This is a genomic window from Alkalitalea saponilacus (genome assembly GCF_900168165.1).
In the GTDB taxonomy this organism is placed as follows: Bacteria; Bacteroidota; Bacteroidia; order Bacteroidales; family Marinilabiliaceae; genus Natronoflexus; species Natronoflexus saponilacus.
The window spans coordinates 508,265-531,862 of the sequence record NZ_FUYV01000001.1 but is presented as its reverse complement, the minus strand read 5'-3'; the positions used below and the strand labels follow the sequence as shown (position 1 = coordinate 531,862).

Sequence of the window (23,598 nt, the reverse complement as noted above, 5' to 3'; positions counted from 1 at the left end):
TGATCAGATCATTGGAATATTTTATTTTTTCGACAGCCTGATAACATCACAATTATTTTAACATGCCTTCGTTTAATATGTGTAAGATACACAGTTTACAATCAAAACAAAAATTGTATTTTCGCAACTGAGAATTAAATCATAAACAATTCAGATGATTAACAGATCGACATACATATGGTGTTTTATTTTTGTGTTTTCCTGGCTCCTGAACAGCAACATCAAGGCACAAATTGTAGCCGACGCAATTTACACCACACAAACCAGCTATTCACCATCCGATCCTGTATTTATATTTGAGAATTTGCTGCTCAATCCCAATTTAAGATATACAGCTACTGATCAATCAGAAAACTACGAATTTGAATGGTACAGGCATAATTCGGAAACTAACACGTGGGATCAACTTCTACAGACCCAAACAGGAGTATTTACCGCTCTAATCGTAAATCAACCGGGTGGGTATATGTTGCGGGTAATCCAAAACGGCAACTTGGAAGAGGTATATCGCTGTTGGGCATTTGAAACTGAAATTGCAAACCCTGAAATCGTTATCGATTTTCAGGACTGCTTTTCACTGGAACTTTCAGCAACCAGTGAATCCATTCCACTAACTTACTATGATCCATCAACAGGAAACCCGGGTACAGTTAGTATTGAGAAAACCTATCAATGGAGTGCAAATCCCTCCATCGATTTCACACAGTTTGGAGCCTCAATTGAAATGAATGCTCCAGTGGAAGATACACAAATCACGGTGACCATTTCAGATGTGGCAGGAAAGAGTGTCTCTGAATATCTGGACTATCATGCCATTGCTGTGAGAGCTGATTATGATTGGAATATAATTCGTCCCAGGACAAGGGACGATGAAAAAAGCAACGAAATACACCGGGGAAGCGAAACCTCCATAGCTGAAGGTTCCGCTCCCATCGAAATCCGTTTTGAAGAAAAAAGCAGTGGTCCGGTAAGCCGATGGGCATGGCAAATAGCCGGTCCATCTGACACCATCGCTTTCCGGGATCGTAACCCTTTTTATGTATTTCAGAGGGCAGGGGAATACAAAGTGTACCTGACCGTCTATAATGATCATGTATTTCTGGAAGGCATATCTGAATGCTGGCACCGGACCCCTGATCCAAATACGGTTAATGTTATGGAATCCCTGCTTGAAGTCCCCAATACATTTACACCCGACGGGGACGGAATTAACGACGAATTTAGAGTTGCCTTTCGCTCGATAAGAAAATTCAACATGGTAATTTACAATCGCTGGGGACGCAGGGTTTACAGTTCTTCCAACCCGTCCGAAGGGTGGGATGGAACCATTGGAGGCAAACGTGCTGCACCGGGAGTCTATTTCTACCACATTGAAGCTGAAGGATACAACGCCAATGAAAAATACAAATTATCGGGACCTGTTCATCTCATCAGGGGCAGATAAGAACTTTATTCGGCACGAATAAAGTTCTCTTGTTTAATTAATGGTTCTCCCTTAAAACGAAGAAAAAGCTGAGCTGTTGCAAACACATCCTTTTCACAATAAACAGCAATGCGCTCCAGATTATTCTCCTCATAATAGACAGATGCCACCTGACTTCCGTCAATATCATCCTTAGGAGTTGGAATGTTCAATATTTTGGTGAGCAAAGCCAATGATGTATAATGCTTATAATCTCCGAATTTCCATAAATCCAAGGTATCGATAAATTTAACCTCCCATGGTTTTTTACCGGCCACATCAAGCTCAGCCGGCAAGCTAACACCGTTAATAATCATTCTACGAGCAATGAATGGAATATCAAATTCCTTGACATTATGACCACAAATATTCCTGTCCTTTTCAGAGGTAAATGCCGTCAGCATTTGACCAAATTCAGTAAGAAGCAGTTTTTCATCGTGGCCGGCAAAGGACTTTGCTTTAAAAAACCGCTCCCCATTTTTACTAAACACAATACCCGCCGAGATGCAGACGATTTTTCCAAACTCGGCATAAATACCGGCTCTTTCATAAACATCGGCAGGGGTTTGATCCTCTTTTCGAAAGTAGGATGATTTTTTCTCCCACAACTGCTGAAAATCAACATCGAGATCTTGAAAACCTGGATATTGAGGCACGGTTTCAATATCGACGAAAAGGACGTTTTCTACTTTATACTGATCAAGCATTATTTTGGATATTTATTGCTTTACTCTGGTTAAGTTTCTGAGAATGTACTGCGTTAAAATATCTATGGCAACATGATTGTTGCCACCCTGTGGCACAATCAGATCGGCATATCGTTTGGTTGGTTCAATAAATTGAAGGTGCATTGGTTTAACGGTATCCTCATACCGGGTTAAAACCTTTTGCACAGTTCGTCCCCGCTCCTCAATGTCGCGCTGAATTACACGCATCAACCGATCATCGGGCTCTGCATCCACAAAGACCTTTAAATCCATCAGTTCACGCAAGGCAGGATTAGACAGAATTAGAATGCCTTCCACGATGATCACCTCACAAGGATTTACCTTTATGGTTTCTTTCTGTCGTGTACAGGTGAGATAAGAGTAAACAGGTTGTTCAACAGGTTTACCTGCCTTTAACCGGGCAATATGCTTTGTTAAAAGTTCAAATTCGATGGCGTCGGGATGATCAAAATTGATCTTTTGCCGCTCATCAGGCGGCAAATGGCCACTATCACGATAATAAGAATCTTGTGGCAATACTGCCACCTCATTACAAGGTAATTGCTTTAGTATTTTTTTTACTACTGTTGTTTTACCCGAGCCGGTTCCACCGGCAATCCCGATTATCAGCATAAAAGAATCCGCTTTTTTTTGTAATTTTACTCAAAATTGAGCGAGTGAATAAAATTTCACACCGCAAAATAAGAAATATCAAGCAAAAAATATCGCTTCAATAATATCAAACTCAAACAAATCTATCAATGATTAAACACGTAGTTTTATTTAAATTTAAAAAAGAGCTGGAGGAGAGCGCGCGTACAAAAAAGCTTTCTGAGCTTAAACAGGCGCTTGATGACTTAAAAAATCACATTCCGGAACTTATTTCCATTGAAACCGGCATTAATGCCAACCCACAGGAGAGCTATGATCTTTCTCTCATCAGCGAGTTTAAAGGGTGGGATGAATTAAAGGCCTATGTAGTTCATCCGGAACATCAAAAAGTGGCGGTGATAATCCGAAAAATGCTGGACGAAAGAGCTTGTGTGGATTACGAAGTATAAAAAGAAAAACCGAACCCAAAAGAGTTCGGTTTTTCTTTTTATTATGAAATCGTTTACAACTGATCCGAATAATAAGCTTTGGGTTCTTCTCTGAGATTATATCTCGAAACCATTACTTCACCGTATGCTCCGGCTGAACGAATGGCCATGAGATCTCCTCTTGATGTTTTTGGCAGTTCAATATCTTTCCCAAAACTGTCAGAAGACTCACAAATGGGACCAACCACATCATATTTTTCCTCAGAACCATTACTGGTAATGTTTTCAATTTTATGGTAGGCCTGATAAAGTGCGGGACGAATAAGATCAGTCATACCTCCGTCAATGATGGCAAAATTGGTTTTTACACCCTCCTTCACATAGAGAACTTTTGAAATGAGGTTACCACATTGTCCCACAACAGAACGTCCTAACTCGAAATGAATTTCCTGGCCGGGACGCAACTTTATCCCCTCGCTGAAAATCCTGAAGTAATTCTCAAAATCAGGGATTGGATTTTCAGCCGGCTTATTGTAATCAATACCCAGTCCACCTCCAACGTTAATGGTTTTCAGAGCAATTCCTTTCTCCTCAAACCAATCCTGAATTTCATTTACCCTCTCGCACAAGGCACTGAAAGAAGAAAGATCCATGATTTGAGAACCAATATGAAAGTGAATGCCTTCCAAATTGATGAAATCCATTTTCGTAATGGCATCCACTGTTTTTTCAACATCCATTTGGTGAATCCCAAATTTATTCTCGTCCAGACCTGTGGTAATATATTTATGAGTGTTGGCTTTTACGTTTGGATTAATCCGCATGGCCACCTTCACTTTTTGGTTCTTACGCGTGGCAATCTCATTGATTACATCCAGTTCAGCTGTTGACTCAACATTGAAACAAGCAATGTTATTATCAATACCCATTTCAATTTCCCAGTCGGCTTTTCCAACCCCCGCAAAAACAATTCCTTGAGCGGGAAATCCCATATCCAAAGCCTTCTTAACTTCGAAGCCGCTAACGCAATCTACCCCCATACCGTATTCACGGATGCGTTCCAATATGCGGTCATTGGCATTGGCTTTAATGGCATAATGAACTACAAAGTTATATTTATCGGATTCAGACTTTACTTTTTGAAGGGTCTGCTCAAGCAAACCCATGTCATAAAAATAAAAAGGTGTTGGTATCGATTTGAATTTTTCTGCGGGAAAATAATTACTCATTCCTTATGTTTTATCGTTTACAATTAATATTAAAACCGTGCTACTTTAAAAAAGTTTTGCACTTAATGCTCTGAGAGCCTCTTTTTTATTCTCTGAACTAACCAGCACAGAAATATTGTGATCGCTGCCTCCGTATGAAATCATACGTAAAGGAATATCTTTTAATGCATCAAAAATACGGTTAGCATAACCTTTGTTTTCACGAACCAAATCGCCAACGATACAAATAATTACCAGGTCTGAATCAACTTCCACAGAACCAAAAGTCTTGAGTTCATCCACAATCTCATCCAGATGTTTCAATTTATCGATGGTTACCGAAACTCCAACTTCGGAAGTTGTAATCATATCAATTGGTGTTTTGTGATTTTCGAAGATCTCAAACACCTTTCTCAGGAATCCATAAGCCATAAGCATTCGACCGGAGTGTATACGGATGGCTGTAATGCCGTCTTTGGCAGCAACAGCAGTAATTCTGTTTTTGGAATCCTTCCCTGAGATGGTGGTTCCGGGAGCTTTTGGCTCCATCGTATTTAAAACTCTTACCGGAACATTTGCCACCTTAGCCGGCAAAACGCTTGTTGGATGCAAAATTTTTGCTCCAAAATAGGCCAACTCTGCAGCTTCATCGAAGGATAACTCAGCTATGGATTTCGTATTCTCAACATATCGGGGATCGTTGTTGTGCATTCCGTCAATGTCTGTCCATATCTGAATTTCATCGGCATTTACTGCTGCACCAATAAGAGACGCTGTGTAATCACTGCCGCCGCGTTGAAGATTGTCAATCTCATCATTAACATTGCGACAAATATACCCCTGGGTAATCAAGATTTTGCTGTCCTTATGGATGTCCAAATACTTTTTGATGTTCTCTTTAATGTAGCTTATATCCGGCTCTCCATCGCTGTTGGTTTTCATAAACTCAAGGGCAGGAATTAGAACTGAATCTTTACCTTGTTCTATCAGGTATAAATTCACCATCGCAGTCGACATCAACTCTCCCTGTGCCAGAATTTCTTTTTCCTCCACCTCGGAAAACTCGTCCTTGACCAACGATTTGATAAAATCGAACCGTGATTTAACCACTTCAGTGGCTTCTTCTTTTATCTTAGAGTTTTTATAGAGCAGATCTATCTCTTCGTAGTATTTTTTTTCCAGCTGATTGATGATGCGATTGGCTCCATCGTGATTCTTTTTATACAGGTAATTGGAGATTTCAACCAGATTGTTTGTTGTTCCCGACATGGCCGATAAAACCACAATGTTGTTATCTCCATCGGAAACCAGGCTAGCAACTTCTTTCATTCTATCGGCAGAACCTACTGAGGTTCCGCCAAATTTCATAACCTTCATAATATATATTGTTTTATGTGTTCTAAATGGAAGCCTGCTGCAAAATTAAAGCAAACTTCACTATTTTGCATATATATAATCAAAAATATCCGCAATTTAATTATAAATTAAAAGCACAAAACCAGGTCAGGGTACGTAAACCTCAAGCAATTCAGTGGTTTCTGAGGGGATAAGGGAAATCTGCCTCAACTCGGCGGGAATCAGAATGGTATCTCCTTTGGAGTAGCTCTCATGATTACCTTCTCCATAAGAGATTTTTCCATAACCTTCCATACAAATCAATATCACAAAGGAGTCCAATGCATAATAATCCCGACCAAAAGTGTCATCTATCTTCAGTTTTCCTGTGACGAAATATGGTGACCGAACCATCTCAACCGCCCCATTAAGCTTCTCTTTGTAATTGGTTTTATAATCTTCCTGAACTTCATAATCTATTGCATCAACAGCCAATTCAGTATGAAGCTCCCGGGAGTTTCCATTTTCGTCCACTCGGTTAAAATCATAAATACGATAAGTTACATCAGATGTCTGTTGAATTTCGGCTATCATGATTCCAGCTCCAATAGCATGAACCCGTCCGGCTGGCATGTAAAATACATCTCCTGATTTAACAGGATGTTTTGCAAGCAAATCTTCCAGCGCATTGTTCTTAACCGCTTCCTGATAATGAACTGGTGTGATTTTTTTGGAAAACCCACTGATAAGTTCAGAACCTTCATCAGCCTGCATAACATACCACATTTCGGTCTTACCGAATGAGTTGTGGCGTTTTCTGGCCAATTCATCATCGGGATGTACCTGAATGGATAAGGCTTCTCTGGCATCAATAAACTTAATCAACAGTGGGAACTCCTCGCCGAATTTTTGAAATACTTTATCTCCAACCAAATCACCCATATATACCTCAATAAGTTCCGGTAAACTATTCCCTGCCAAAAAACCATTCGAAACAACAGAGACATCTCCTTCTACACCGGATATTTCCCAACTTTCTCCAATTCGGGCTCGGCCATTTAGTGGCTTATTTAAAACAGTCTCCAGCTTTTCACCGCCCCATATCCTTTCTTTTAAGAGTGGAGTAAATTTTATTGGGTATAATTTTTTATCCATTTATAAAGATTTTAAAAGAACTTACGAAATTTCAAAGCAGTCCGCGGGGTCAGAATTGAGGTCAAGCCCATACAGCCAATTAAGATAATGAGCACATGATGCAGAATAACAGGCAAAAGTACAACCAGAGACACAGGAAAGACAAATTCCGGGTATCTAATGCTATCCTCATGAAGAGAAATCAACCTAACAGCTATTGATAATTTGCATCATTATTAAATGATTGACAAAGATAATAAAGAAAATTTATCGCTTTCTGCCTGCCAATTACTATTTTTGCCAATAAAAAATGTTAATCAAAGAAGCCAGGTTTTTAGTAAGTAATCAAAAGGCAGATAAATGTCCGCCCCCCAAAATGCCTGAATATGCTTTCATTGGAAGGTCAAACGTGGGAAAATCATCATTGATTAACATGTTATGCAATTCAAAAAAGCTGGCAAAAACGTCATCTACTCCCGGCAAAACCCAGTTAATAAATCATTTTCTAATAAACCAATCATGGTATCTTGTTGATTTGCCAGGATATGGTTACGCCAAAGTCGCAAAAACCCAAAGGGCCAAGTTCGGAAAAATGATCATGGACTATCTGGCAACACGTGAAAACCTCATGTGCCTATTTATATTGGTTGACTCACGGATCGAACCGCAGACAAGTGATTTGGAATTCATGAGAAAAATGGGCGAGGCTCAAATACCGTTTTGCCTTATTTTCACCAAAGTGGACAAACTTAAAAAACAGGGTTCTCTTCAGTTAATTGAAAAATATATGCAAAGTTTAAATGATGACTGGGAAGAACTGCCACAATATTTCATATCATCAGCAGAAAAGGGGACAGGTAGAGAGGAGATTTTGCAATTTATTGAGCAGATAAACTCAACCTGGAACAAATAGCATTGCTGAAACCTAGAGTTGTAAAATAAGCAATAAATCTGACCTGGATTTCACAAATTAATTTGAGATTTCAAAAACAAACCAAGATTTAATCTTTGGCAATCAACACATTACCCCACTCAAACACTCTTAAACTCTAGCATTCTAAAGTTCTATTTTATAATTAATTGAAAATAAGGAGGTGCTGGTTGGATGATTTTTCCTATCTTTGCAAGCACAAACAACTTCTTATAGATAACTGATAAACAGCTAATTAAATGCCACCCAAAGCACCTATAAAAATTTTCTCAGGAACTCAGACCCGCTATTTGGCCGAAAAAATAAGCCTTTGCGCAGGAAGGGAATTAGGTAACATCAAGCTGGTTAACTTCAGCGATGGCGAATTTGCGACAGCCTATGAAGAGACTGTTCGTGGTTCCCATGTATTCCTGATTCAGTCAACCTTTCCGCCATCAGATAACTTTTTTGAGTTATTAATGATGATTGATGCAGCAAAAAGAGCTTCGGCCTATAAAATAGTTGCAGTGATACCATATTTTGGTTTTGCCCGGCAGGACAGAAAAGATCAGCCAAGGGTATCAATTGGTGCAAAACTGGTGGCCGACATGCTAAGTACAGCAGGAGTGGATCGCATAATAACCATGGACTTGCATGCTGATCAAATTCAGGGATTCTTTGACATTCCAGTTGATCATCTTTATGCATCCAGTATCTTCGTCCCACATATCCGCCAATTGAATCTTGAAAATCTGGTGATAGCCTCACCCGATGTGGGAGGAACCAAACGTGCCAATACTTACGCAAAATTTCTGGAAACCCCCATGGTTATTTGTCACAAATACCGGTCAAAGGCCAATGTAATAGACGAGATGCGCATCATTGGTGATGTAAAGGACAAAAATGTAATCATTCTGGATGATATGATAGATACGGCAGGTACCATAACTAAGGCTGCCGGCATGATGATGGAAGAAGGAGCCAGAAGTGTTCGCGCTTACGCCACTCACGCTGTTTTGTCGGGTCCGGCTTATGATAGAATTGAAAATTCCGCTTTAACCGAGGTTTATGTTACCGATTCGATTCCTTTAAAAAAGAGTTCAGCCAAAATAAAAACCCTGAGTGTTGCGCAACTCTTCTCTGAGACCATCGACAGAGTATATAATTATCAATCAATAAGCACACAATTTGTAATTTAATTTATATCTTTGCAACCCCAAAAACGGGATATCGTGTGATGGGAAATTAAGGTTTACATCATCCGAACTTAATTTTGAGTAGCACAAACTAATTTATTAAACATGCAAACTATTGAAGTAAAAGCAGTAAAGAGAGATAATCTTGGAAAAACTGCAACCAAAGAGCTGCGCAAAAGCGGCCAGGTTCCCGGAGTATTATACGGAGGGAAAGATGTTGTTCACTTTCAGGCTGAAGCCAATGAGTTCAGAAAATTGCTCTTCACCCCAAAAGTTTACATTGTAAAATTAAACATTGAAGGAACAGTTTACGAAGCCATCATCAAAGATTTACAGTACCATCCTGTAAGTGATGAACTAATCCACATCGACTTCCTTCAGGTATTTGAAGACAAACCAATTACCATTGAAGTTCCTGTTAAACTTAAAGGTTTGGCAGAAGGTGTTAAGGCGGGTGGTAAATTAACCCTAGAGCAGCGTAAGCTTCGCGTAAAAGGATTGATGAAAAACTTGCCAGATGACTTGGAAATCAACATTTCAAAACTTGGTCTTGGAAAAGGAATTCAGGTTGGTTCGCTTTCATTTCCTGAACTGGAACTGCTTAACGCTAAAAACTCTGTTGTTGTGGCCGTTAAACTTACCAGAGCTGCACGTGCCGCTGCACAGCAGCAAAAAGGATAACCAGATTAAGATCTTTAAAAACCTCCATATTCCTGAATATGGAGGTTTTTGTGCTTAAAGATGAATCCCTGCTATCACAAATAAAACATCTCAACCATGATAAAAAGGTTGTTAATCAATATATTTGGCAAAAATACCGAAAAAGAAACCACACCTCCTGAAATGAAATATTTAATCGTTGGACTGGGAAACATCGGATCAGATTATGCAAATACCCGCCACAACATAGGTTTTGATATTTTAGACGCGCTTGCACATGCTGAAGACGTTAATTTTGACGACAAACGCTATGGGATGGTGACTCAGTTCAAACACAAAGGACGGATTTACATCCTGCTGAAACCATCCACCTATGTCAATTTAAGTGGCAGAGCGGTTAACTACTGGATGAAAAAAGAGAACATAAAACCCGAAAATCTTCTGGTAGTGGTTGATGATTTAGCCCTGCCTTTTGGCAAACTCAGACTAAAAGCCAAAGGCAGTGATGCCGGTCACAATGGATTGAGGAATATTCAGGACACTTTTGGTCATAATCAATATGCCAGACTCAGATTTGGAATAGGGGACAATTTCAGAAAAGGGCACCAGGTTGATTATGTTCTTGGACAATGGACACCGAACGAAGCAGCAGAATTACCCCAATTCTTTGACTCAGCCATTGAGATAATCAAAAGTTTTGGAACATTGGGCATTACCAGAACCATGAATCTTTATAACAAGAGATAAAAAACAATACATCATGGTACGCATCGACAAATATTTATGGGCTGTAAGGCTGTTTAAAACCCGAAGCATTGCCACCGAGGCTTGCAAGAAAGGGAAGGTCATGATGGACGGTGTCACTGTTAAATCATCCAGAACATTAAAACCTGGTGACATAGTGGAGATAAAAGACCCTCCAATTATCAGGAAATATAAAGTTCTTGATGTGGCAGAAAAACGGATGGGCGCCAAACTTACACCCGAATATATCAAAGAGGTAACCTCCCATGAAGAACTTGAAGTGATGGAACTAACCCGGTTGGCCAACAAAATGAACCGAAACAAAGGGACAGGTCGTCCAACCAAAAAAGAGCGTCGTGATTTGGATTCATTTTTCGAAGGAGACGATTGAACCCATCAATAGACATTTAAACGTTTTTAAACCATGTTTACAGCCAGACAAAAAAAGCGGGACAATATTGCTGAATATATTTTATATATGTGGCAGGTTGAAGATCTCATCAGAGCCAACAAATGCGACATGAACAATATCCGTGAGAGCATCATAAAGAAATATGATTTGCCATTGGAGCAGCTTAGTGAGGTGGAAGATTGGTGGGATAATCTCACAGAGATGATGAAGATAGAGAAAAAAGAGAGTACCGGGCATTTGCAAATTCTCATTAACACGGTTAATGAGCTAAATACCCTTCATGGCGAACTACTGAACGATCCACGACATTTAAATTACAAAATTCAGTTTGAAGGAATCATCCCACTTTTAAAAGAGCTGGAACAAAAAACTGAACCTAAACCATCAAATGATATAGAGCTCATGCTGAGCGCGCTTTATAATACCTTTCTATTAAAACTCAAAGGAGAGAAAATAAGTGAAGCTACCAACAGTGCAGTTAAAAGTTTTGCAGGTATTTTGGCTCACTTATCAAAAAAATACAAGCAGGAACAAGCGGGCACTTTAAATAACGACAATTAATGGAAATGTAACAGCGACCTACAATTATCCCTGAGCCTGCCATTACAATGGGATATAACAAGTGTCCCTTTTTCCGAACCAGCCATACCTGTTACGGGCGACAACTCTATAACCACGATTTATTATCCAACCGGGTAATAACTGTATTAACCCCGCTCCCATCTTCCAAAAACCGCCGGCTTCCTTCATTAAAAACAAAACAGCTTTTGCTCCACGATAAACCTCGTTATCATTAACCAGAATAATTTCATCTGGGTCACTCATAACGCCCAATTCTTCAAGATCATATTTCCCTCTGCTTGATTGCATGGGAATAAGATCAACAGAAGCCCCAATGCGTTTAAGCAAAATATTTGCAAACCGGGTGCATAACACACAATAACCATCAAAAAATACTTTGTATTGCTTCATTCAAGTGTTTTTTATAAAACATCAACCCCGAAGTAAGAGTTCAAAGAATTGTAGTTTAAAAATGAATTTTGTTTTTTTGTAAAAAAACAAACGACATGGTAATGATAAAATCATATATGCTTCTGTTAGCCTTCCTAATTTTATCAGCAGGCCTGCAATCTCAAGATATAAGAGTAACAGAAATTAACTCCTATGAGTTTTTTAAAGACCATAAGAAGTTGCTTACACACGAAAAAGTAAAGATTCTGGACGGACGCACAGACAGCATGTTTCAGGTTCAACACATACACGGAGCCATAAACATTGATGTGGATTTATGCAATGCAGCGAAACGTTTACAAGAAGAAGCAACAACGCCTGTTGTTGTGGTATATTGCACATCCAACAGGCGCAGTAGAGATATGATTAAAATTCTATCCACCTTCTATCAGGGAGAAGTGTATTTAATATCAGACGGCATACGTGGCTGGTCAAATAATGACCTGCCATTATTGCAGCGTCCTTCCCCAAAGTGTATACAAGAAGAATAACTTACTCCTCACTTGCCACCACCTGACCGGTGATTCTCCATGTATGGGCGAAATTATTCCGGCAATTGGAATTTACAGTTACAACACGGTTAATTCTCTGTGGTCGTTGAGCCAGATTAAATGAAACATTGATGCTATCCTTCACCCCTGGTGCAATGGGTTGACGAGGATATCTTTCAACACGGGTTCCGCAACAGGCACGCACATTAGATAAAACCAACGGCTCATCTCCAGTATTAGTAAACACAATGGAAACTTTCCCTCCCGGTATGTTCTCGGTGGTAACTGTGCCATAGTTCAATCCTGACTCTTCAAAGGTAAGTTCCGGACCTTCAGGCTGTGAAGCCTTCGCTATAATTGCAAATGCAACTCCAATAATTGCGATTATAATAATTCTTTTCATCCTTTATGTAATTTTACTTTAATGTATTATATAACCTATTGTTGATTAATTTCGGTACATAGCGCTCAAGCTTGCTTTTAATCTCATCTGTCTATAATTTGTTTTTAATTGATATATTGAACATCCATGAATAATTATTCCCTTTCGTGTCAAAGTTTCCTTGACATGGATATTTCAAGTTTCCAACTGTTAGTAAAGCATCAACAACCACGCCAAAAAAAGTTAACACGCTCGGAATTCATTAAACAGGATGGTAAAATTATAAAAGCAATTGATAATCGTGAAAGAACTTTATAAAAAATTATAAAAAATCCCGCCAAACGTTTCACGTATGGCGGGATGGTACTATGGCGATAAGAAACTTTATTCACCTCATTCTGAATACAATATCAACCCTTCTGTTTGCCATTTTCCGAATTTCAGGAGAAGAAATCCCCCTCTCGGACAGGTTATCACTGCTTCCGCGAGGGATTAACTGAATGGTTTCAGCATCAGCGCCTAATTGAGTCACCATGAACTCTTTTATTGTTTCGCACTTTTTAAGCGATAATTCTTTATGGTCGCCCCTGTCTGAAGGATCAACATATCCGTAAAGTTGCACAAAACTTCCTTCGTTCTGCTTTAAAAGAACAACAGTTTCTGCCATAAGAACCAGATCCTCTTCATCAAATTGGATTTCGCCGCCTGCCTCAAAGAATATACTTCTAACCTCAACAGTTTCATAAATCCGGGTTAGTGTCTCCATGATGGTAATAGAATCCCGTTTTACAGGTCGGTTTTCAGCATATCTTGCAATATCCTCCTCCAGTCGGCTCAGTTCATCACTGACGGGATCACGAACTGGTCGGCCAAACAGATCAAAGCCATGTCCGCGGTAAGTCCAACGCATATGTCTTTTATCTTTCCTTCCAATTTTGTAGCTGAGTGTAACACCTGTAAACCAATAACGGTCGTTGGTTGATCCGGTTAAGATGTTGTCCAGATTATCGGAGTTGGTAAACCGCATAGAGGTTTCCATACCCACATCAAAATTTCGGTTTAATCGGTATTGAAAACCAGCAGAAACTGGTATGATTACTTCCATCTGACGGTCTGTTTTCTCTTCGGGTTCGTAGGGATCGTAACCATGAACCATATATCTGGTAGAACTAACTCCCAAATCAGCCTCCATAACAATCTCATCGTCTTCACGGAAATGAAGTCTGCTGCGGAAAAAGTTAAGTCCGGCACCAGCCTTCAGGTAGAAGTTCCACCTGTCGTTTATAGGTCCCGGGTTTGATCCTAACTGATTAATAAACAAAACTCCGTTTAGGCTAACGTCATGTACGTTTCCCGTGAAATAAAACTCTTCATTCTGTCCATACATCTTCCCAGTATAAAACTGTAAATCCAAAGCCACAACCGGAGCCAGTTGTTTACTGAGAATAATCGATGATCCAAAATCAACCCTGTCGGTTGGTAAAAAGGAGTAATCGATGATATCGGTGTACATGATTACAGGACCATAGGCCAGAGTTAACGCCCATGTATTAAATGGCTTTTCAAAGGAATACCGCATATGTTCTTCGATAACCCTTTGGTCCGTTTGGCGAAACTGACCAAATAAATTACCTAAAGAGAGCAGGCATACTATCGTTGTTATAATAATTCTCATTTAGTCGCTGTTTTATTCAAAAATCTGAATAATATCCACTCTTCTATTTACCAGATGAACCCCTCTAGGAGCCAGTCGCCTGGTGTCGGATAGCAGAATTTCTTTCCCTTTTGGTTCTACCTCAAATCTGGATTCATCAATGCCATAATCCCTTACCAACACGTCCACGACAGCACGGCAACGTCTTTCACTTAATCCCAGGTTGTACTCATAACTTCCTCTGTCGTCGGTATACCCTCGTATCCGAATTCTAACATCGGGATTGTCTTTCATGTATCTGGCTACCCCGGCAATGGTACGGTGGCTTCGTTGGGTAATATCACTTCGATCAAATCCAAAAAACACAGATGCTGTGAAGGTTTCCCTTCTGATAACTTTTTCAGTGTGAATGGTGGTGGTATCACTTACCACGCTATCGGATGCTGCTAAATGATCAAGCTGCTGACGTAAAGAATCAAGACGTGCAATCATTGGATCCCTTGCTCTCTGACGCTGATAATCGAGGTTAAAATCTTTATATGTCCAGGAAGAGTGGCGTCTGTTTCTTCTTCCGATTTTATAAGTTACAGAGAATGATGTATACATATAACTATCATTGTCTGCCCCTGTCATGTCAACATCAAGATTATCGGCCAGTAAATTTCTCATGGAAGTTTCCACCCCTAAATCGAAACTGTTATTCAGACGGTATCGCACTCCTATCCCGATGGGAACAACAAGCTCCCGTTGTCTGCTTGTTTTTTCAAAAGTTTGCCTGTCGTACCCTTTTACCAAAAGGTCGTTATCCCAATCCCAATCGGCATAGCTGGTAGGATACCCAGATGGAATGGTATATACATCGGAGACAAATAATGGAAGATCATCGATTTGACTGAATTGAGCAGACCGGAAAAAATTCATTCCCAGACCCAACTTTCCGTAAATATTCCATTTGTCTCTCATGGGGCCTCCCATAATCAACTGATTGAGATAAGCTTTAACATTTACAGAGGCTTCTCTAAAATCACCCTTAAAGTATCGTTGATACTTTTGGCCATACATATCGGCCATTATGAATTGCCCTTCCAATGCCCATGAACGACCAAATTGTCTTGCAACCTGCACTGTTGGTCCAAATTTCAAATTACTTTGCGGGAATATTGTGTGATCTATTACATCAGTGTAATAGATCACCGGGCCATAACCTACTGTAACCGACCATACATTATAAGTACTGTCGGGCCGGTACAACTGATATTCCTCTAAATTGCCGAAATCAATCTGAGAATATGCACCGAATTTTATTACAACAAGTGTTATGATAAATAGTAAAATTCTTTTCATGTGTCTATGATTTGTTTTAACGCAACCACATGGAACTCCTCCCAAAGCCTCGGGACTCGTTTCATATCTAATTTTCTAACTTCATTATAACAGCAAAACTATAACATATCGATAACAGATGCTACTATAATGCTGATCATTTTTACAAACTAACGGTTTTTATAGATAAATGAATCCGAATATAAGACTATTTAACCGATTGCAGAACACAGCATACCAAAAAAACTAAAAAACATAATAAAAAAAACCGGCTTACTCGTAAGACGAGTAAGCCGGTTCAAAAGTTAATCCAGTAAACTCTAATTAGAAAACTGATCCAATCCTTCTCTCAGCCAAATTATATATTCCTGTACATCTGAATTATATCCTCTTGGCTCTGTTAACGATACTTCATCATGATTCAATAACACATAATAAGGTTGACTATTAATATTGTATCTTTCTATCTGAAAATCACTCCATTTGTTACCTACCGTGCGGACTCTCCGACCAGTCACCTCCGAAACATACTGTTCGCTTTCCGGAAGTGGCTCTCGTTTATCAACATATAATGAAATGATGATGTAATCATTTGCCAACATGTTGCGAACAGTATTATCTGACCATACGAGGCTTTCCATCTTTCTACAGTTGGCACATCCCAGACCTGTAAAATCAAGAAAAACAGGTTTACCGGCATCACGGGCTGCAGCCATACCCTCTTCATAATCGGTATATTTCATTAATCCGTGAGGCCCTTCAATCACGCTCTCTCCGGCAATTTCAATTGCCGTTCCTGATTGTGCAGAACCAAACTGAGCCCTTGAAAGATCAAAATCCTGCGTTACAGGTGATGGTAAAAATGAACTAACAGCTCTTAACGGAGCTCCCCACAGACCCGGAATCAGATAAAAGACAAATGAGAATGTGGCAATGGCCAAAATAAGTCTGGGGACACTGAGATAAGGTAAGTCGCTGTCGTGAGCAAATTTGATTTTGCCTATAAGGTAGAGACCCATTAAAGTAAAAATTGAAATCCAAATGGCCAGAAATACTTCACGGTCAAGTATTCCCCACTGACCAACTGCATCGGCAACCGATAAAAATTTTAATGAAAATGCCACAACTATAAATCCAAGAACTACTTTAACGGAATTCATCCATCCCCCGCTCTTTGGAAGCGATTTCATGGCAGTTGGGAAAATGGCAAACAGCGCAAAAGGAATGGCCAAAGCCAATCCAAAACCAAACATCCCGATGGCTGGGGCATATACTCCACCTCCCAATGCGGCTTCAACTAAAAGAGTTCCTACAATTGGGCCGGTACATGAGAAAGATACCAACACAAAAACAAGTCCCATCAGGATAACACCCATCAAACCACCGGTTTGATCTGCTTTTTGATCCAATGCATTGGACCATTTTGCAGGCATGGTGAGTTCAAATGCGCCAAAAAATGATGCTGCAAAAAAGAGAAGTATTGCAAAAAACATGACATTAAATACTGGACTCGTTGCCAAAGCATTCAGTGCGTTGGCACCAAATATAATGGAGATGGCCAACCCCAAGACAACGTAGGCAAAAATGATGGTAAGGCCGTAAAAAACGCCGTCTCGTAAGGCCTTTGTTTTGTTGTTTGCATTTCTTAAAAAGAAACTAACCGTTAAAGGAATCATCGGAAATACACAGGGAGTCAGTAATGCGGCAAGTCCTCCAAGAAAGGAAATCCAAAAAATCCCCCAGGAGCTGTCCTTTTCCTCCTCTTTAGTCTGAATTATTAAGTCTTCTGCAACCTCAGCAGTTTCATCTTCAAAAGCATCTTCATCTAAAACGTCTGTGGCAATATCAGAGGCATCATCCGGAACCTCAATCGGAGCGGTTTCGGCTTTTACTGAAATTCCGGGAACAGTCAACTCAAAGTCAATCTGGGCAGGTGGTAAACAGCGGTGATCGTCACAAACCATAAACTCAACATATCCACTGATTGTAACTTCATCAGCCGATTGTAACTCCAGTCTTTGTATAATTCTTGCACGATCGGCCAGATAACCAAGCTCCATTTGAAACGCTTCGTCAAATGTTGGTACCGGTTCCGGCTCCTGACGCAATTCTCCATCCAAACGATACTGAACAGACTCATCAATATTTAAAGAGGTAGGTATAGGACCGCCCTCCGGAATTCTGATTGAATATAAATACCAATTATCATCGATGGTAGCTTCCGCAACCACCTCAACACGCTTTTCATCAATCCTGTTTGCAGAAAACTCCCACTTAACAGGTTCCAGAACCTGCGCGCTAAAATGCATTGAACCTGCAAGCAACAGAGACAATAAAAACAATATTTTTCTCATATAACTAAAATGTTTAAATTTTTATATGCAACAATGTTCATATATAGATTTTTCAAAATTATGCTTTTCAAATGAAAATACAAAATGATTTGGATAGTTAAACCAATATATGGATAAAACTAACAATTTAAATGATTGTTCATTGCATAGGCTCACAACAATCAGACCATTCATAAATGACAAAGGTCGCCCTGCGGAGCGACCTTTGTCATTTATATCAGAAACAGATAAATTATTTCAAACGGGCGATGCTCTCCTTTAGAGCGGCAATTTTCGCCTCTGCATCGGCCTGTTTTTGTTTTTCAATAGCAACCACCTTCTCAGGTGCTCCTGCAACAAACCGTTCGTTACCCAATTTTTTCATCACTCCATTTAAAAACCCTTCGGTATATTGTAGTTCCTTTTCCAGTTTTTCCAGCTCCTCTTCAATATTAATGGCCGACTCCATTGGCACAAAGAACTCCGACGATTTAACAAAAAACGAAACGGCTCCTTCCACTTTTTCTTCAACCGATGTAATCCCATCAAGATTTACAAGTTTTTGAACAACTGGATTAAAACGCTCCACATAACCATCGTCTCCTTTCAGAACTTTAAGCTCCAACGTGTCGCGCATGGCCACATTGCGTTCTTTTCGTACCGTGCGTACATTTACAATGGCCTCTTTAACCAATTCAAACTGTTTTAGAAGAGATTCATCAAAGGATTTTAGAGCTGGCATGGGGCTCACCATCAGACTCTCTCCTTCCTTCCGCTCCTTTAAATGATGCCAGACTTCTTCGGTAATAAATGGCATAAAAGGATGAATAAGATGCATCAAATCTTCGAGAAAGTCTATGGCTGCATGGTAGGTTTTTCCATCAACCGGCTTTTGATAGGCCGGTTTTATCACTTCCAGAAACCAGCTTGAAAACTCATCCCAAAACAGGGTGTAAACCGACATCAAAGCATCAGAAACACGGTATTTGTCGAAGTGATCGGCAATTACTGCCATCTCTTTTTGCAAGCGATTTCCAAACCACTCTATTGCCAGAGCTGCACTTTCGGGTTGCTCGATAGAATTGTCAACATCCCAGCTTTTAACCAAACGAAATGCATTCCACATTTTATTGGCAAAGTTTCGTCCCTGCTCAGGTAGACTTTCGTCGAAACGCAAATCACCACCCGCAGGTGAGCAGAGTAACATGCCCACTCGCACTCCATCGGCACCAAAATTCTTAATCAAATCCAAAGGTTCGGGACTGTTGCCTAATGATTTAGACATTTTTCGGCCTTGCTTATCGCGCACCATACCGGTGAAATAAACATTCTTAAATGGGTAGGTTCCCTTGAACTCGTATCCGGCCATAATCATACGCGCCACCCAGAAGAATATAATATCGTGTCCGGTTACCAAATCATTGGTAGGATAGTAATAATCGACTTCGTTTTTATCGGGATTAAAACCGTCGAAAACAGTGATTGGCCAAAGCCATGATGAAGCCCAGGTGTCCAGTACATCTTCATCCTGTTTCAGATCGTTCATGGATAGGGTCGCATTTCCGGATGCTTTACGTGCCTCGGCCAAAGCTTCAGCATCTGATTCGGCCACAACAAAAGTGCCATCGGCCAGATAATATACGGGAATTCTGTGTCCCCACCACAACTGACGTGAAATACACCAATCTTTTACATTCTCCATCCAGTGACGGTAAAGATTTTTGAATTTAGCAGGATGGAATTTCACCTCATCGTTCATTACTGCATCCAGAGCAGGTTTGGCCAGCTCACTCATACGTAAAAACCACTGGGTGCTCAGCTTTGGTTCAATCACCTCATCGGTGCGCTCTGAGAAACCAACTTTATTGGTATAATCCTCAACCTTAGCCAGGTTTCCGGCTTCGTCAAGTGATTTTTCGATTTTTTTGCGAACCTCAAAACGATCCTCGCCAATAAATATCTCAGCCTTTTCGCTCAAGGTGCCATCGTCATTTAAAATGTCGATGGACTCCAGATTATGACGCATTCCAATTTCGTAGTCGTTGATATCATGAGCCGGAGTAATTTTAAGGCAACCTGTTCCGAACTCCATGTCCACATATTCGTCCTGAATGACCGGGATAGAGCGGTTGATCAACGGAACTAAAACCCTTTTCCCTGCAAGATGTTTAAAGCGGTCGTCGTTGGGATTTACACAAACGGCAGTATCTCCTAAAATGGTTTCGGGACGTGTTGTGGCAATGGTCACATACTGACCGGGCTCTCCGTCAACCTGATAACGAATGTAATACAGCTTTGATTTAACCTCTTTGTAGATTACCTCTTCATCGGAAACAGCTGTTTTTGCTTTTGGATCCCAGTTTACCATGCGGATACCACGATAGATGTGACCTTTTTTATACAAATCCACGAATGATTTGATAACGCCCTCGCTGCGAACTTCGTCCATGGTAAAACATGTGCGATCCCAATCGCACGAAGCTCCCAGTTTTTTCAACTGCTCCAGAATGATTCCCCCATGCTTATCGGTCCACTCCCAGGCATGCTCCAAAAAGCCATCACGGGTAAGCGAATGCTTATCAATCCCCTCTTCCCGCAATTTGTTAACCACCTTTGCCTCGGTGGCAATAGAAGCATGGTCGGTACCCGGTACCCAGCAAGCATTTTTCCCAAGCATACGTGCACGCCTCACCAAAATATCCTGAATGGTATTATTGAGCATGTGCCCCATGTGCAAAACACCGGTCACATTAGGTGGGGGAATCACAATCGTGTAAGGTTCACGCTCATCGGGAACGGATTTAAAGAACCCGTTTTCCATCCAGTATGAATACCACTTTTCTTCAGTTTTTGAGGGGTCGTACTTGCTTGCTATCTCCATGATGTGTTTTTTCCGTTTTTGAATTTTCGTTAACGAACAACTGTAAAAATTTGATTCAGTTGTATATTGAAGTGCAAAAATAGAAAAATTTAAGGAAGAATCAGATACTCTGCATATCAAAGAAAGAATCCGTTCAATCTCTTTCCAAGGGAAGAGATTGAACGGATAACAAATACTCTTAACCTATGGACTAATCAATCAATATTTTTCCGATATCCGATTTTTCAATCACGAAGGCATCCATCAAATTTCCAAGTGCATCAAACGCCTCAAAGTTGATTTTTGACTCCTCAACTTCAACCACCTGAAACATTGATTGATGTTCATGAGCTAAGGTTATCCAGCCATTAGAAAAATCCACCGGACGGGACTTTCCTCCGGCAAAAGAGGTAACATACACCGGGAATAAACCTCCTCCCTGAGACTCCGGATTTATGCCACGTGCATAAACATGGTCATGTCCCTGAAGTACCAAATCTACTCCATACTTTTCAAATAACGGGAGCCAATGCTCTTGCAGTAATTCATTATCCCTATCTTCCCGGGCAGTAAATACCGGATGGTGCATGACCACAATCAGCCAAGGCTGATTGTTCGTTTTAAGAGTCTCTTCCAGCCATTTTGTTTGTTCCGCAAACAAATCATCAGTCAGTATAACATCTTGTTTTATGTAAATCTCCCTTTCGTCCTTTGTAGTGGATTCAAAATTGGTATATAATCCAATGAAACGAACCCCGGGATAGTCGTAGAAAAAAGTTACATTATCCAAACCTTTGGCTCCATTTGATGGGAAATTGAATACACCGTGCCATTGAGGAAACAGCATCCTTTGGTCAACCGGTTTTTCCTGTAATCTGAAGTGATCGCTGTTTCCGGCGATTGCAAGCGAAGGTATATGTTGGAAAAGCCATCCTCCTGCATAGAACCATTCTCCCCAGGTATCGTCGTCTCCACTGCTCAAAACCAAATCACCCGAATGAACCAAAATTTTAGCATCAGGAGCCATTTTCGTGGCCTGACGAAAAATACGAGGTGCGAATTCCCGTATATCATTCTGCACATCTCCAAACCATAGAAATTTGAAAGGTTCAAACTGCTCAGGTGCAGTTTGAACAGTAAACCACTCTGAACGATACTCCTCATTGCCAACCCTTATCATATAAGAAGTTGCAGGCTCCAGATTTTCAATAAGAACCTGATGATAGTGCGCTTCGATATTTTCAAAATTAACAGGTTTTACATTTGCCTGAAGTGTTGATGTTTCTTTAGGAAGGTTTGTTTCCGAAAAAGCCTTAACGTACTCAACATACCCTGTCGCAATATGAGCTTTAGTACGCCAGGAAACAGCAATCTGCGTGGCGGGATCCTCTGTTACGTTTTGCATGATTCGATCCGGAAAAAGACTTTCAGGATACTGCCTTTGTTGTGGGGTTTCTTTCGGTGCCGATAAGCTACAGGAAACCAATGCTGCAATCACCACAAAGTAAATAGATAACAGTTTAATAATCTTCATAATGGCTAATACTAACTACTAATTTGATAAAACGTAAAAAGGTTGTGTGTATATAGTGCCTGCCGAACCTTTAATTTCCGCTCTTACGAAACGGGCATAAGATGGTACTGCGGACATTGAGACCGAAGATCCAAAATGGATGGCTTCTGTTTCCTCGGTTCCCGGATTATGAGTAAGCCATCGGACTTCATCTACCTGATTCTCGTTATCAAATGATAACTGAATACTGGTCGCTCCAAATTCAATATCAACAATATTGAACGCTCTTTTATTGTATTGTTGGGAAGGCTTCCACAGGTATGAATATCCTTTTTGTAATGCAATTTTCACATCGGGAGCACTGCCATTTTGGATGTCGGGGTGCATTGAGCCCGGTTCGAACGACTCCAACAAAATCACATCCCGGTTCCAGCCGAGAGTTTTCTCATAGTGCATATCATCTTCACCATACAGCCAGACGGGTCTGTCAGCTCCAAGTATATGAACAATTTTGTCATAAAATGGCCGATCCTCAGGATGACGATCCTCTCTGTTAAAAACAGACTGGCCTATTAACATATCATACTTGCGATACATATCAACATACCATTCAGCAGTCAGCCCCAGACGCTCCACATATCTTCCGGGATGTGCAAAATAAGCAATACCTCCCAATTCCTGAATAATTTGAAATGTTTCATCTTCTGTTTCTGCACCCTCCGAGAGCGGGTTAAACAAACTGACGATATGATGTGGTGCCGAAACCTCACACCCCTGGATTGAAACCATATTTAATGCTACCGGGTCGCGATTCTGAAATGGTTCATTGGCCATTTCACCATAGGTTTTATTATCTTCCGTGGGGTTTTCAATATCCTTAATGGTTTCATATATTGTTGAGAGTTCTGTCCAAGGATATATCGTTTGAATATGTTCGCTGGGAATATCATAATCGTGTCCAGCCAAAGCCAGAATCCGGTATCCCTCCTCCTTGTAACGATCAATGGTTTGGTGAGGATCATATTCTTCATCGCCTAACCCGGGATGGGTATGAAACTCGGAATCGAAATGGCCAATTTTGCTCCAGTTCAAGTCCTGATAGGGAGACCAAAAAGTTCTGTTTTCCTGTTCGGAACAGGAAAAAAACATGAGTAAACCAACCAAAGTCAAGTATAATATAATACTTCGCATAATTCTTAAAGTTTAAAATATTACAAAACCCG

Annotated in this window: 22 protein-coding genes; 9 read left to right on the top strand and 13 right to left on the bottom strand. The window is 40.4% G+C overall.

What is annotated here, in order from left to right:
• Window positions 1-154: 154 nt before the first annotated feature.
• A complete protein-coding gene (locus tag B5X70_RS01975) occupies window positions 155-1,444 on the top strand; it encodes a T9SS type B sorting domain-containing protein (RefSeq protein ID WP_079556168.1) in 1,290 nt (429 codons plus the stop codon).
• Window positions 1,445-1,449: 5 nt separating this feature from the next.
• Here B5X70_RS01975 and B5X70_RS01970 read toward each other — a convergent pair whose 3' ends face one another.
• Together B5X70_RS01970 and udk are read right to left on the bottom strand one after the other, a co-directional pair.
• Window positions 1,450-2,169 carry a 3'-5' exonuclease gene (locus B5X70_RS01970; protein ID WP_079556167.1) on the bottom strand — a complete coding sequence of 240 codons (720 nt, stop codon included), beginning with the start codon at window positions 2,167-2,169 and terminating at the stop codon, window positions 1,450-1,452.
• Between the two features lie 12 nt (window positions 2,170-2,181).
• Window positions 2,182-2,802: a uridine kinase gene (udk, locus tag B5X70_RS01965; RefSeq protein ID WP_079556166.1), complete on the bottom strand. Its 621-nt coding sequence runs from the start codon at window positions 2,800-2,802 to the stop codon at window positions 2,182-2,184.
• A gap of 128 nt (window positions 2,803-2,930) precedes the next feature.
• Between udk and B5X70_RS01960 the strand changes: the two genes are divergently transcribed.
• Window positions 2,931-3,230 (top strand): Dabb family protein, encoded by a 300-nt coding sequence (locus tag B5X70_RS01960; RefSeq protein WP_079556165.1) that lies wholly within the window; start codon window positions 2,931-2,933, stop codon window positions 3,228-3,230.
• A gap of 53 nt (window positions 3,231-3,283) precedes the next feature.
• Here B5X70_RS01960 and lysA read toward each other — a convergent pair whose 3' ends face one another.
• The 3 genes from lysA to B5X70_RS01945 form a co-directional block, all read right to left on the bottom strand.
• Window positions 3,284-4,438 (bottom strand): diaminopimelate decarboxylase, encoded by a 1,155-nt coding sequence (gene lysA, locus B5X70_RS01955; protein ID WP_079556164.1) that lies wholly within the window; start codon window positions 4,436-4,438, stop codon window positions 3,284-3,286.
• 45 nt (window positions 4,439-4,483) lie between these two features.
• Window positions 4,484-5,794 (bottom strand): aspartate kinase, encoded by a 1,311-nt coding sequence (locus B5X70_RS01950; protein WP_079556163.1) that lies wholly within the window; start codon window positions 5,792-5,794, stop codon window positions 4,484-4,486.
• A 126-nt stretch (window positions 5,795-5,920) separates the two neighbouring features.
• Window positions 5,921-6,907 carry a type I phosphomannose isomerase catalytic subunit gene (locus B5X70_RS01945; protein WP_079556162.1) on the bottom strand — a complete coding sequence of 329 codons (987 nt, stop codon included), beginning with the start codon at window positions 6,905-6,907 and terminating at the stop codon, window positions 5,921-5,923.
• 289 nt (window positions 6,908-7,196) lie between these two features.
• Between B5X70_RS01945 and yihA the strand changes: the two genes are divergently transcribed.
• From yihA to B5X70_RS01915, 6 genes are all read left to right on the top strand, one after another.
• Window positions 7,197-7,799, top strand: coding sequence for a ribosome biogenesis GTP-binding protein YihA/YsxC (gene yihA / locus B5X70_RS01940; protein ID WP_079556161.1), 603 nt, complete (start codon window positions 7,197-7,199; stop codon window positions 7,797-7,799).
• 257 nt (window positions 7,800-8,056) lie between these two features.
• Entirely contained in the window at window positions 8,057-8,995 is a 939-nt protein-coding gene (locus B5X70_RS01935; protein ID WP_079556160.1) for a ribose-phosphate pyrophosphokinase, read from the top strand.
• A 102-nt stretch (window positions 8,996-9,097) separates the two neighbouring features.
• A complete protein-coding gene (locus B5X70_RS01930; RefSeq protein ID WP_079556159.1) occupies window positions 9,098-9,673 on the top strand; it encodes a 50S ribosomal protein L25/general stress protein Ctc in 576 nt (191 codons plus the stop codon).
• A gap of 96 nt (window positions 9,674-9,769) precedes the next feature.
• The gene (gene pth / locus B5X70_RS01925) at window positions 9,770-10,399 is read left to right on the top strand and encodes an aminoacyl-tRNA hydrolase (protein WP_232468400.1); all 630 of its coding nucleotides are present in this window, start codon (window positions 9,770-9,772) and stop codon (window positions 10,397-10,399) included.
• A gap of 13 nt (window positions 10,400-10,412) precedes the next feature.
• A complete protein-coding gene (locus B5X70_RS01920; protein WP_079556158.1) occupies window positions 10,413-10,787 on the top strand; it encodes an RNA-binding S4 domain-containing protein in 375 nt (124 codons plus the stop codon).
• Between the two features lie 33 nt (window positions 10,788-10,820).
• On the top strand, window positions 10,821-11,369 hold the full coding sequence (locus tag B5X70_RS01915; RefSeq protein WP_079556157.1) for a DUF4924 family protein: 549 nt from the start codon (window positions 10,821-10,823) through the stop codon (window positions 11,367-11,369).
• Between the two features lie 42 nt (window positions 11,370-11,411).
• Here B5X70_RS01915 and B5X70_RS01910 read toward each other — a convergent pair whose 3' ends face one another.
• Window positions 11,412-11,780 carry a thiol-disulfide oxidoreductase DCC family protein gene (locus B5X70_RS01910; protein WP_079556156.1) on the bottom strand — a complete coding sequence of 123 codons (369 nt, stop codon included), beginning with the start codon at window positions 11,778-11,780 and terminating at the stop codon, window positions 11,412-11,414.
• A 101-nt stretch (window positions 11,781-11,881) separates the two neighbouring features.
• Here B5X70_RS01910 and B5X70_RS01905 point away from each other — a divergent pair, with 101 nt between their 5' ends.
• Window positions 11,882-12,310 carry a rhodanese-like domain-containing protein gene (locus B5X70_RS01905; protein ID WP_157666475.1) on the top strand — a complete coding sequence of 143 codons (429 nt, stop codon included), beginning with the start codon at window positions 11,882-11,884 and terminating at the stop codon, window positions 12,308-12,310.
• Window position 12,311: 1 nt separating this feature from the next.
• Here the strand turns inward: B5X70_RS01905 and B5X70_RS01900 are convergent, their stop codons facing one another.
• From B5X70_RS01900 to B5X70_RS01870, 7 genes are all read right to left on the bottom strand, one after another.
• Window positions 12,312-12,713: a DUF1573 domain-containing protein gene (locus tag B5X70_RS01900; protein WP_079556154.1), complete on the bottom strand. Its 402-nt coding sequence runs from the start codon at window positions 12,711-12,713 to the stop codon at window positions 12,312-12,314.
• A 367-nt stretch (window positions 12,714-13,080) separates the two neighbouring features.
• A complete protein-coding gene (locus B5X70_RS01895) occupies window positions 13,081-14,367 on the bottom strand; it encodes a DUF6089 family protein (protein WP_079556153.1) in 1,287 nt (428 codons plus the stop codon).
• A gap of 12 nt (window positions 14,368-14,379) precedes the next feature.
• Window positions 14,380-15,690, bottom strand: coding sequence for an OmpA family protein (locus B5X70_RS01890; protein ID WP_079556152.1), 1,311 nt, complete (start codon window positions 15,688-15,690; stop codon window positions 14,380-14,382).
• A gap of 299 nt (window positions 15,691-15,989) precedes the next feature.
• Window positions 15,990-18,023 carry a protein-disulfide reductase DsbD family protein gene (locus tag B5X70_RS01885; RefSeq protein ID WP_079556151.1) on the bottom strand — a complete coding sequence of 678 codons (2,034 nt, stop codon included), beginning with the start codon at window positions 18,021-18,023 and terminating at the stop codon, window positions 15,990-15,992.
• A gap of 232 nt (window positions 18,024-18,255) precedes the next feature.
• Window positions 18,256-20,883: a valine--tRNA ligase gene (locus B5X70_RS01880; protein WP_079556150.1), complete on the bottom strand. Its 2,628-nt coding sequence runs from the start codon at window positions 20,881-20,883 to the stop codon at window positions 18,256-18,258.
• A 190-nt stretch (window positions 20,884-21,073) separates the two neighbouring features.
• The gene (locus B5X70_RS01875) at window positions 21,074-22,396 is read right to left on the bottom strand and encodes a purple acid phosphatase family protein (RefSeq protein ID WP_079556149.1); all 1,323 of its coding nucleotides are present in this window, start codon (window positions 22,394-22,396) and stop codon (window positions 21,074-21,076) included.
• Between the two features lie 18 nt (window positions 22,397-22,414).
• Complete coding sequence (locus B5X70_RS01870) at window positions 22,415-23,566, bottom strand: hypothetical protein (RefSeq protein ID WP_079556148.1); 1,152 nt, start codon at window positions 23,564-23,566, stop codon at window positions 22,415-22,417.
• Between the last annotated feature and the right edge of the window lie 32 nt (window positions 23,567-23,598).

What these genes read in the sequence shown, in the direction of transcription:
- B5X70_RS01875 (WP_079556149.1), bottom strand. Translation starts at nt 22,396, where the DNA reads ATGAAGATTATTAAACTGTTATCTATTTACTTTGTGGTGATTGCAGCA.
- B5X70_RS01970 (WP_079556167.1), bottom strand. Translation starts at nt 2,169, where the DNA reads ATGCTTGATCAGTATAAAGTAGAAAACGTCCTTTTCGTCGATATTGAA.
- B5X70_RS01930 (WP_079556159.1), top strand. Translation starts at nt 9,098, where the DNA reads ATGCAAACTATTGAAGTAAAAGCAGTAAAGAGAGATAATCTTGGAAAA.
- B5X70_RS01890 (WP_079556152.1), bottom strand. Translation starts at nt 15,690, where the DNA reads ATGAAAAGAATTTTACTATTTATCATAACACTTGTTGTAATAAAATTC.
- B5X70_RS01975 (WP_079556168.1), top strand. Translation starts at nt 155, where the DNA reads ATGATTAACAGATCGACATACATATGGTGTTTTATTTTTGTGTTTTCC.
- lysA (WP_079556164.1), bottom strand. Translation starts at nt 4,438, where the DNA reads ATGAGTAATTATTTTCCCGCAGAAAAATTCAAATCGATACCAACACCT.
- B5X70_RS01870 (WP_079556148.1), bottom strand. Translation starts at nt 23,566, where the DNA reads ATGCGAAGTATTATATTATACTTGACTTTGGTTGGTTTACTCATGTTT.
- B5X70_RS01910 (WP_079556156.1), bottom strand. Translation starts at nt 11,780, where the DNA reads ATGAAGCAATACAAAGTATTTTTTGATGGTTATTGTGTGTTATGCACC.
- B5X70_RS01900 (WP_079556154.1), bottom strand. Translation starts at nt 12,713, where the DNA reads ATGAAAAGAATTATTATAATCGCAATTATTGGAGTTGCATTTGCAATT.
- B5X70_RS01950 (WP_079556163.1), bottom strand. Translation starts at nt 5,794, where the DNA reads ATGAAGGTTATGAAATTTGGCGGAACCTCAGTAGGTTCTGCCGATAGA.
- B5X70_RS01885 (WP_079556151.1), bottom strand. Translation starts at nt 18,023, where the DNA reads ATGAGAAAAATATTGTTTTTATTGTCTCTGTTGCTTGCAGGTTCAATG.
- B5X70_RS01945 (WP_079556162.1), bottom strand. Translation starts at nt 6,907, where the DNA reads ATGGATAAAAAATTATACCCAATAAAATTTACTCCACTCTTAAAAGAA.
- B5X70_RS01920 (WP_079556158.1), top strand. Translation starts at nt 10,413, where the DNA reads ATGGTACGCATCGACAAATATTTATGGGCTGTAAGGCTGTTTAAAACC.
- B5X70_RS01960 (WP_079556165.1), top strand. Translation starts at nt 2,931, where the DNA reads ATGATTAAACACGTAGTTTTATTTAAATTTAAAAAAGAGCTGGAGGAG.
- B5X70_RS01935 (WP_079556160.1), top strand. Translation starts at nt 8,057, where the DNA reads ATGCCACCCAAAGCACCTATAAAAATTTTCTCAGGAACTCAGACCCGC.
- B5X70_RS01880 (WP_079556150.1), bottom strand. Translation starts at nt 20,883, where the DNA reads ATGGAGATAGCAAGCAAGTACGACCCCTCAAAAACTGAAGAAAAGTGG.
- B5X70_RS01895 (WP_079556153.1), bottom strand. Translation starts at nt 14,367, where the DNA reads ATGAGAATTATTATAACAACGATAGTATGCCTGCTCTCTTTAGGTAAT.
- B5X70_RS01915 (WP_079556157.1), top strand. Translation starts at nt 10,821, where the DNA reads ATGTTTACAGCCAGACAAAAAAAGCGGGACAATATTGCTGAATATATT.
- pth (WP_232468400.1), top strand. Translation starts at nt 9,770, where the DNA reads ATGATAAAAAGGTTGTTAATCAATATATTTGGCAAAAATACCGAAAAA.
- yihA (WP_079556161.1), top strand. Translation starts at nt 7,197, where the DNA reads ATGTTAATCAAAGAAGCCAGGTTTTTAGTAAGTAATCAAAAGGCAGAT.
- udk (WP_079556166.1), bottom strand. Translation starts at nt 2,802, where the DNA reads ATGCTGATAATCGGGATTGCCGGTGGAACCGGCTCGGGTAAAACAACA.
- B5X70_RS01905 (WP_157666475.1), top strand. Translation starts at nt 11,882, where the DNA reads ATGATAAAATCATATATGCTTCTGTTAGCCTTCCTAATTTTATCAGCA.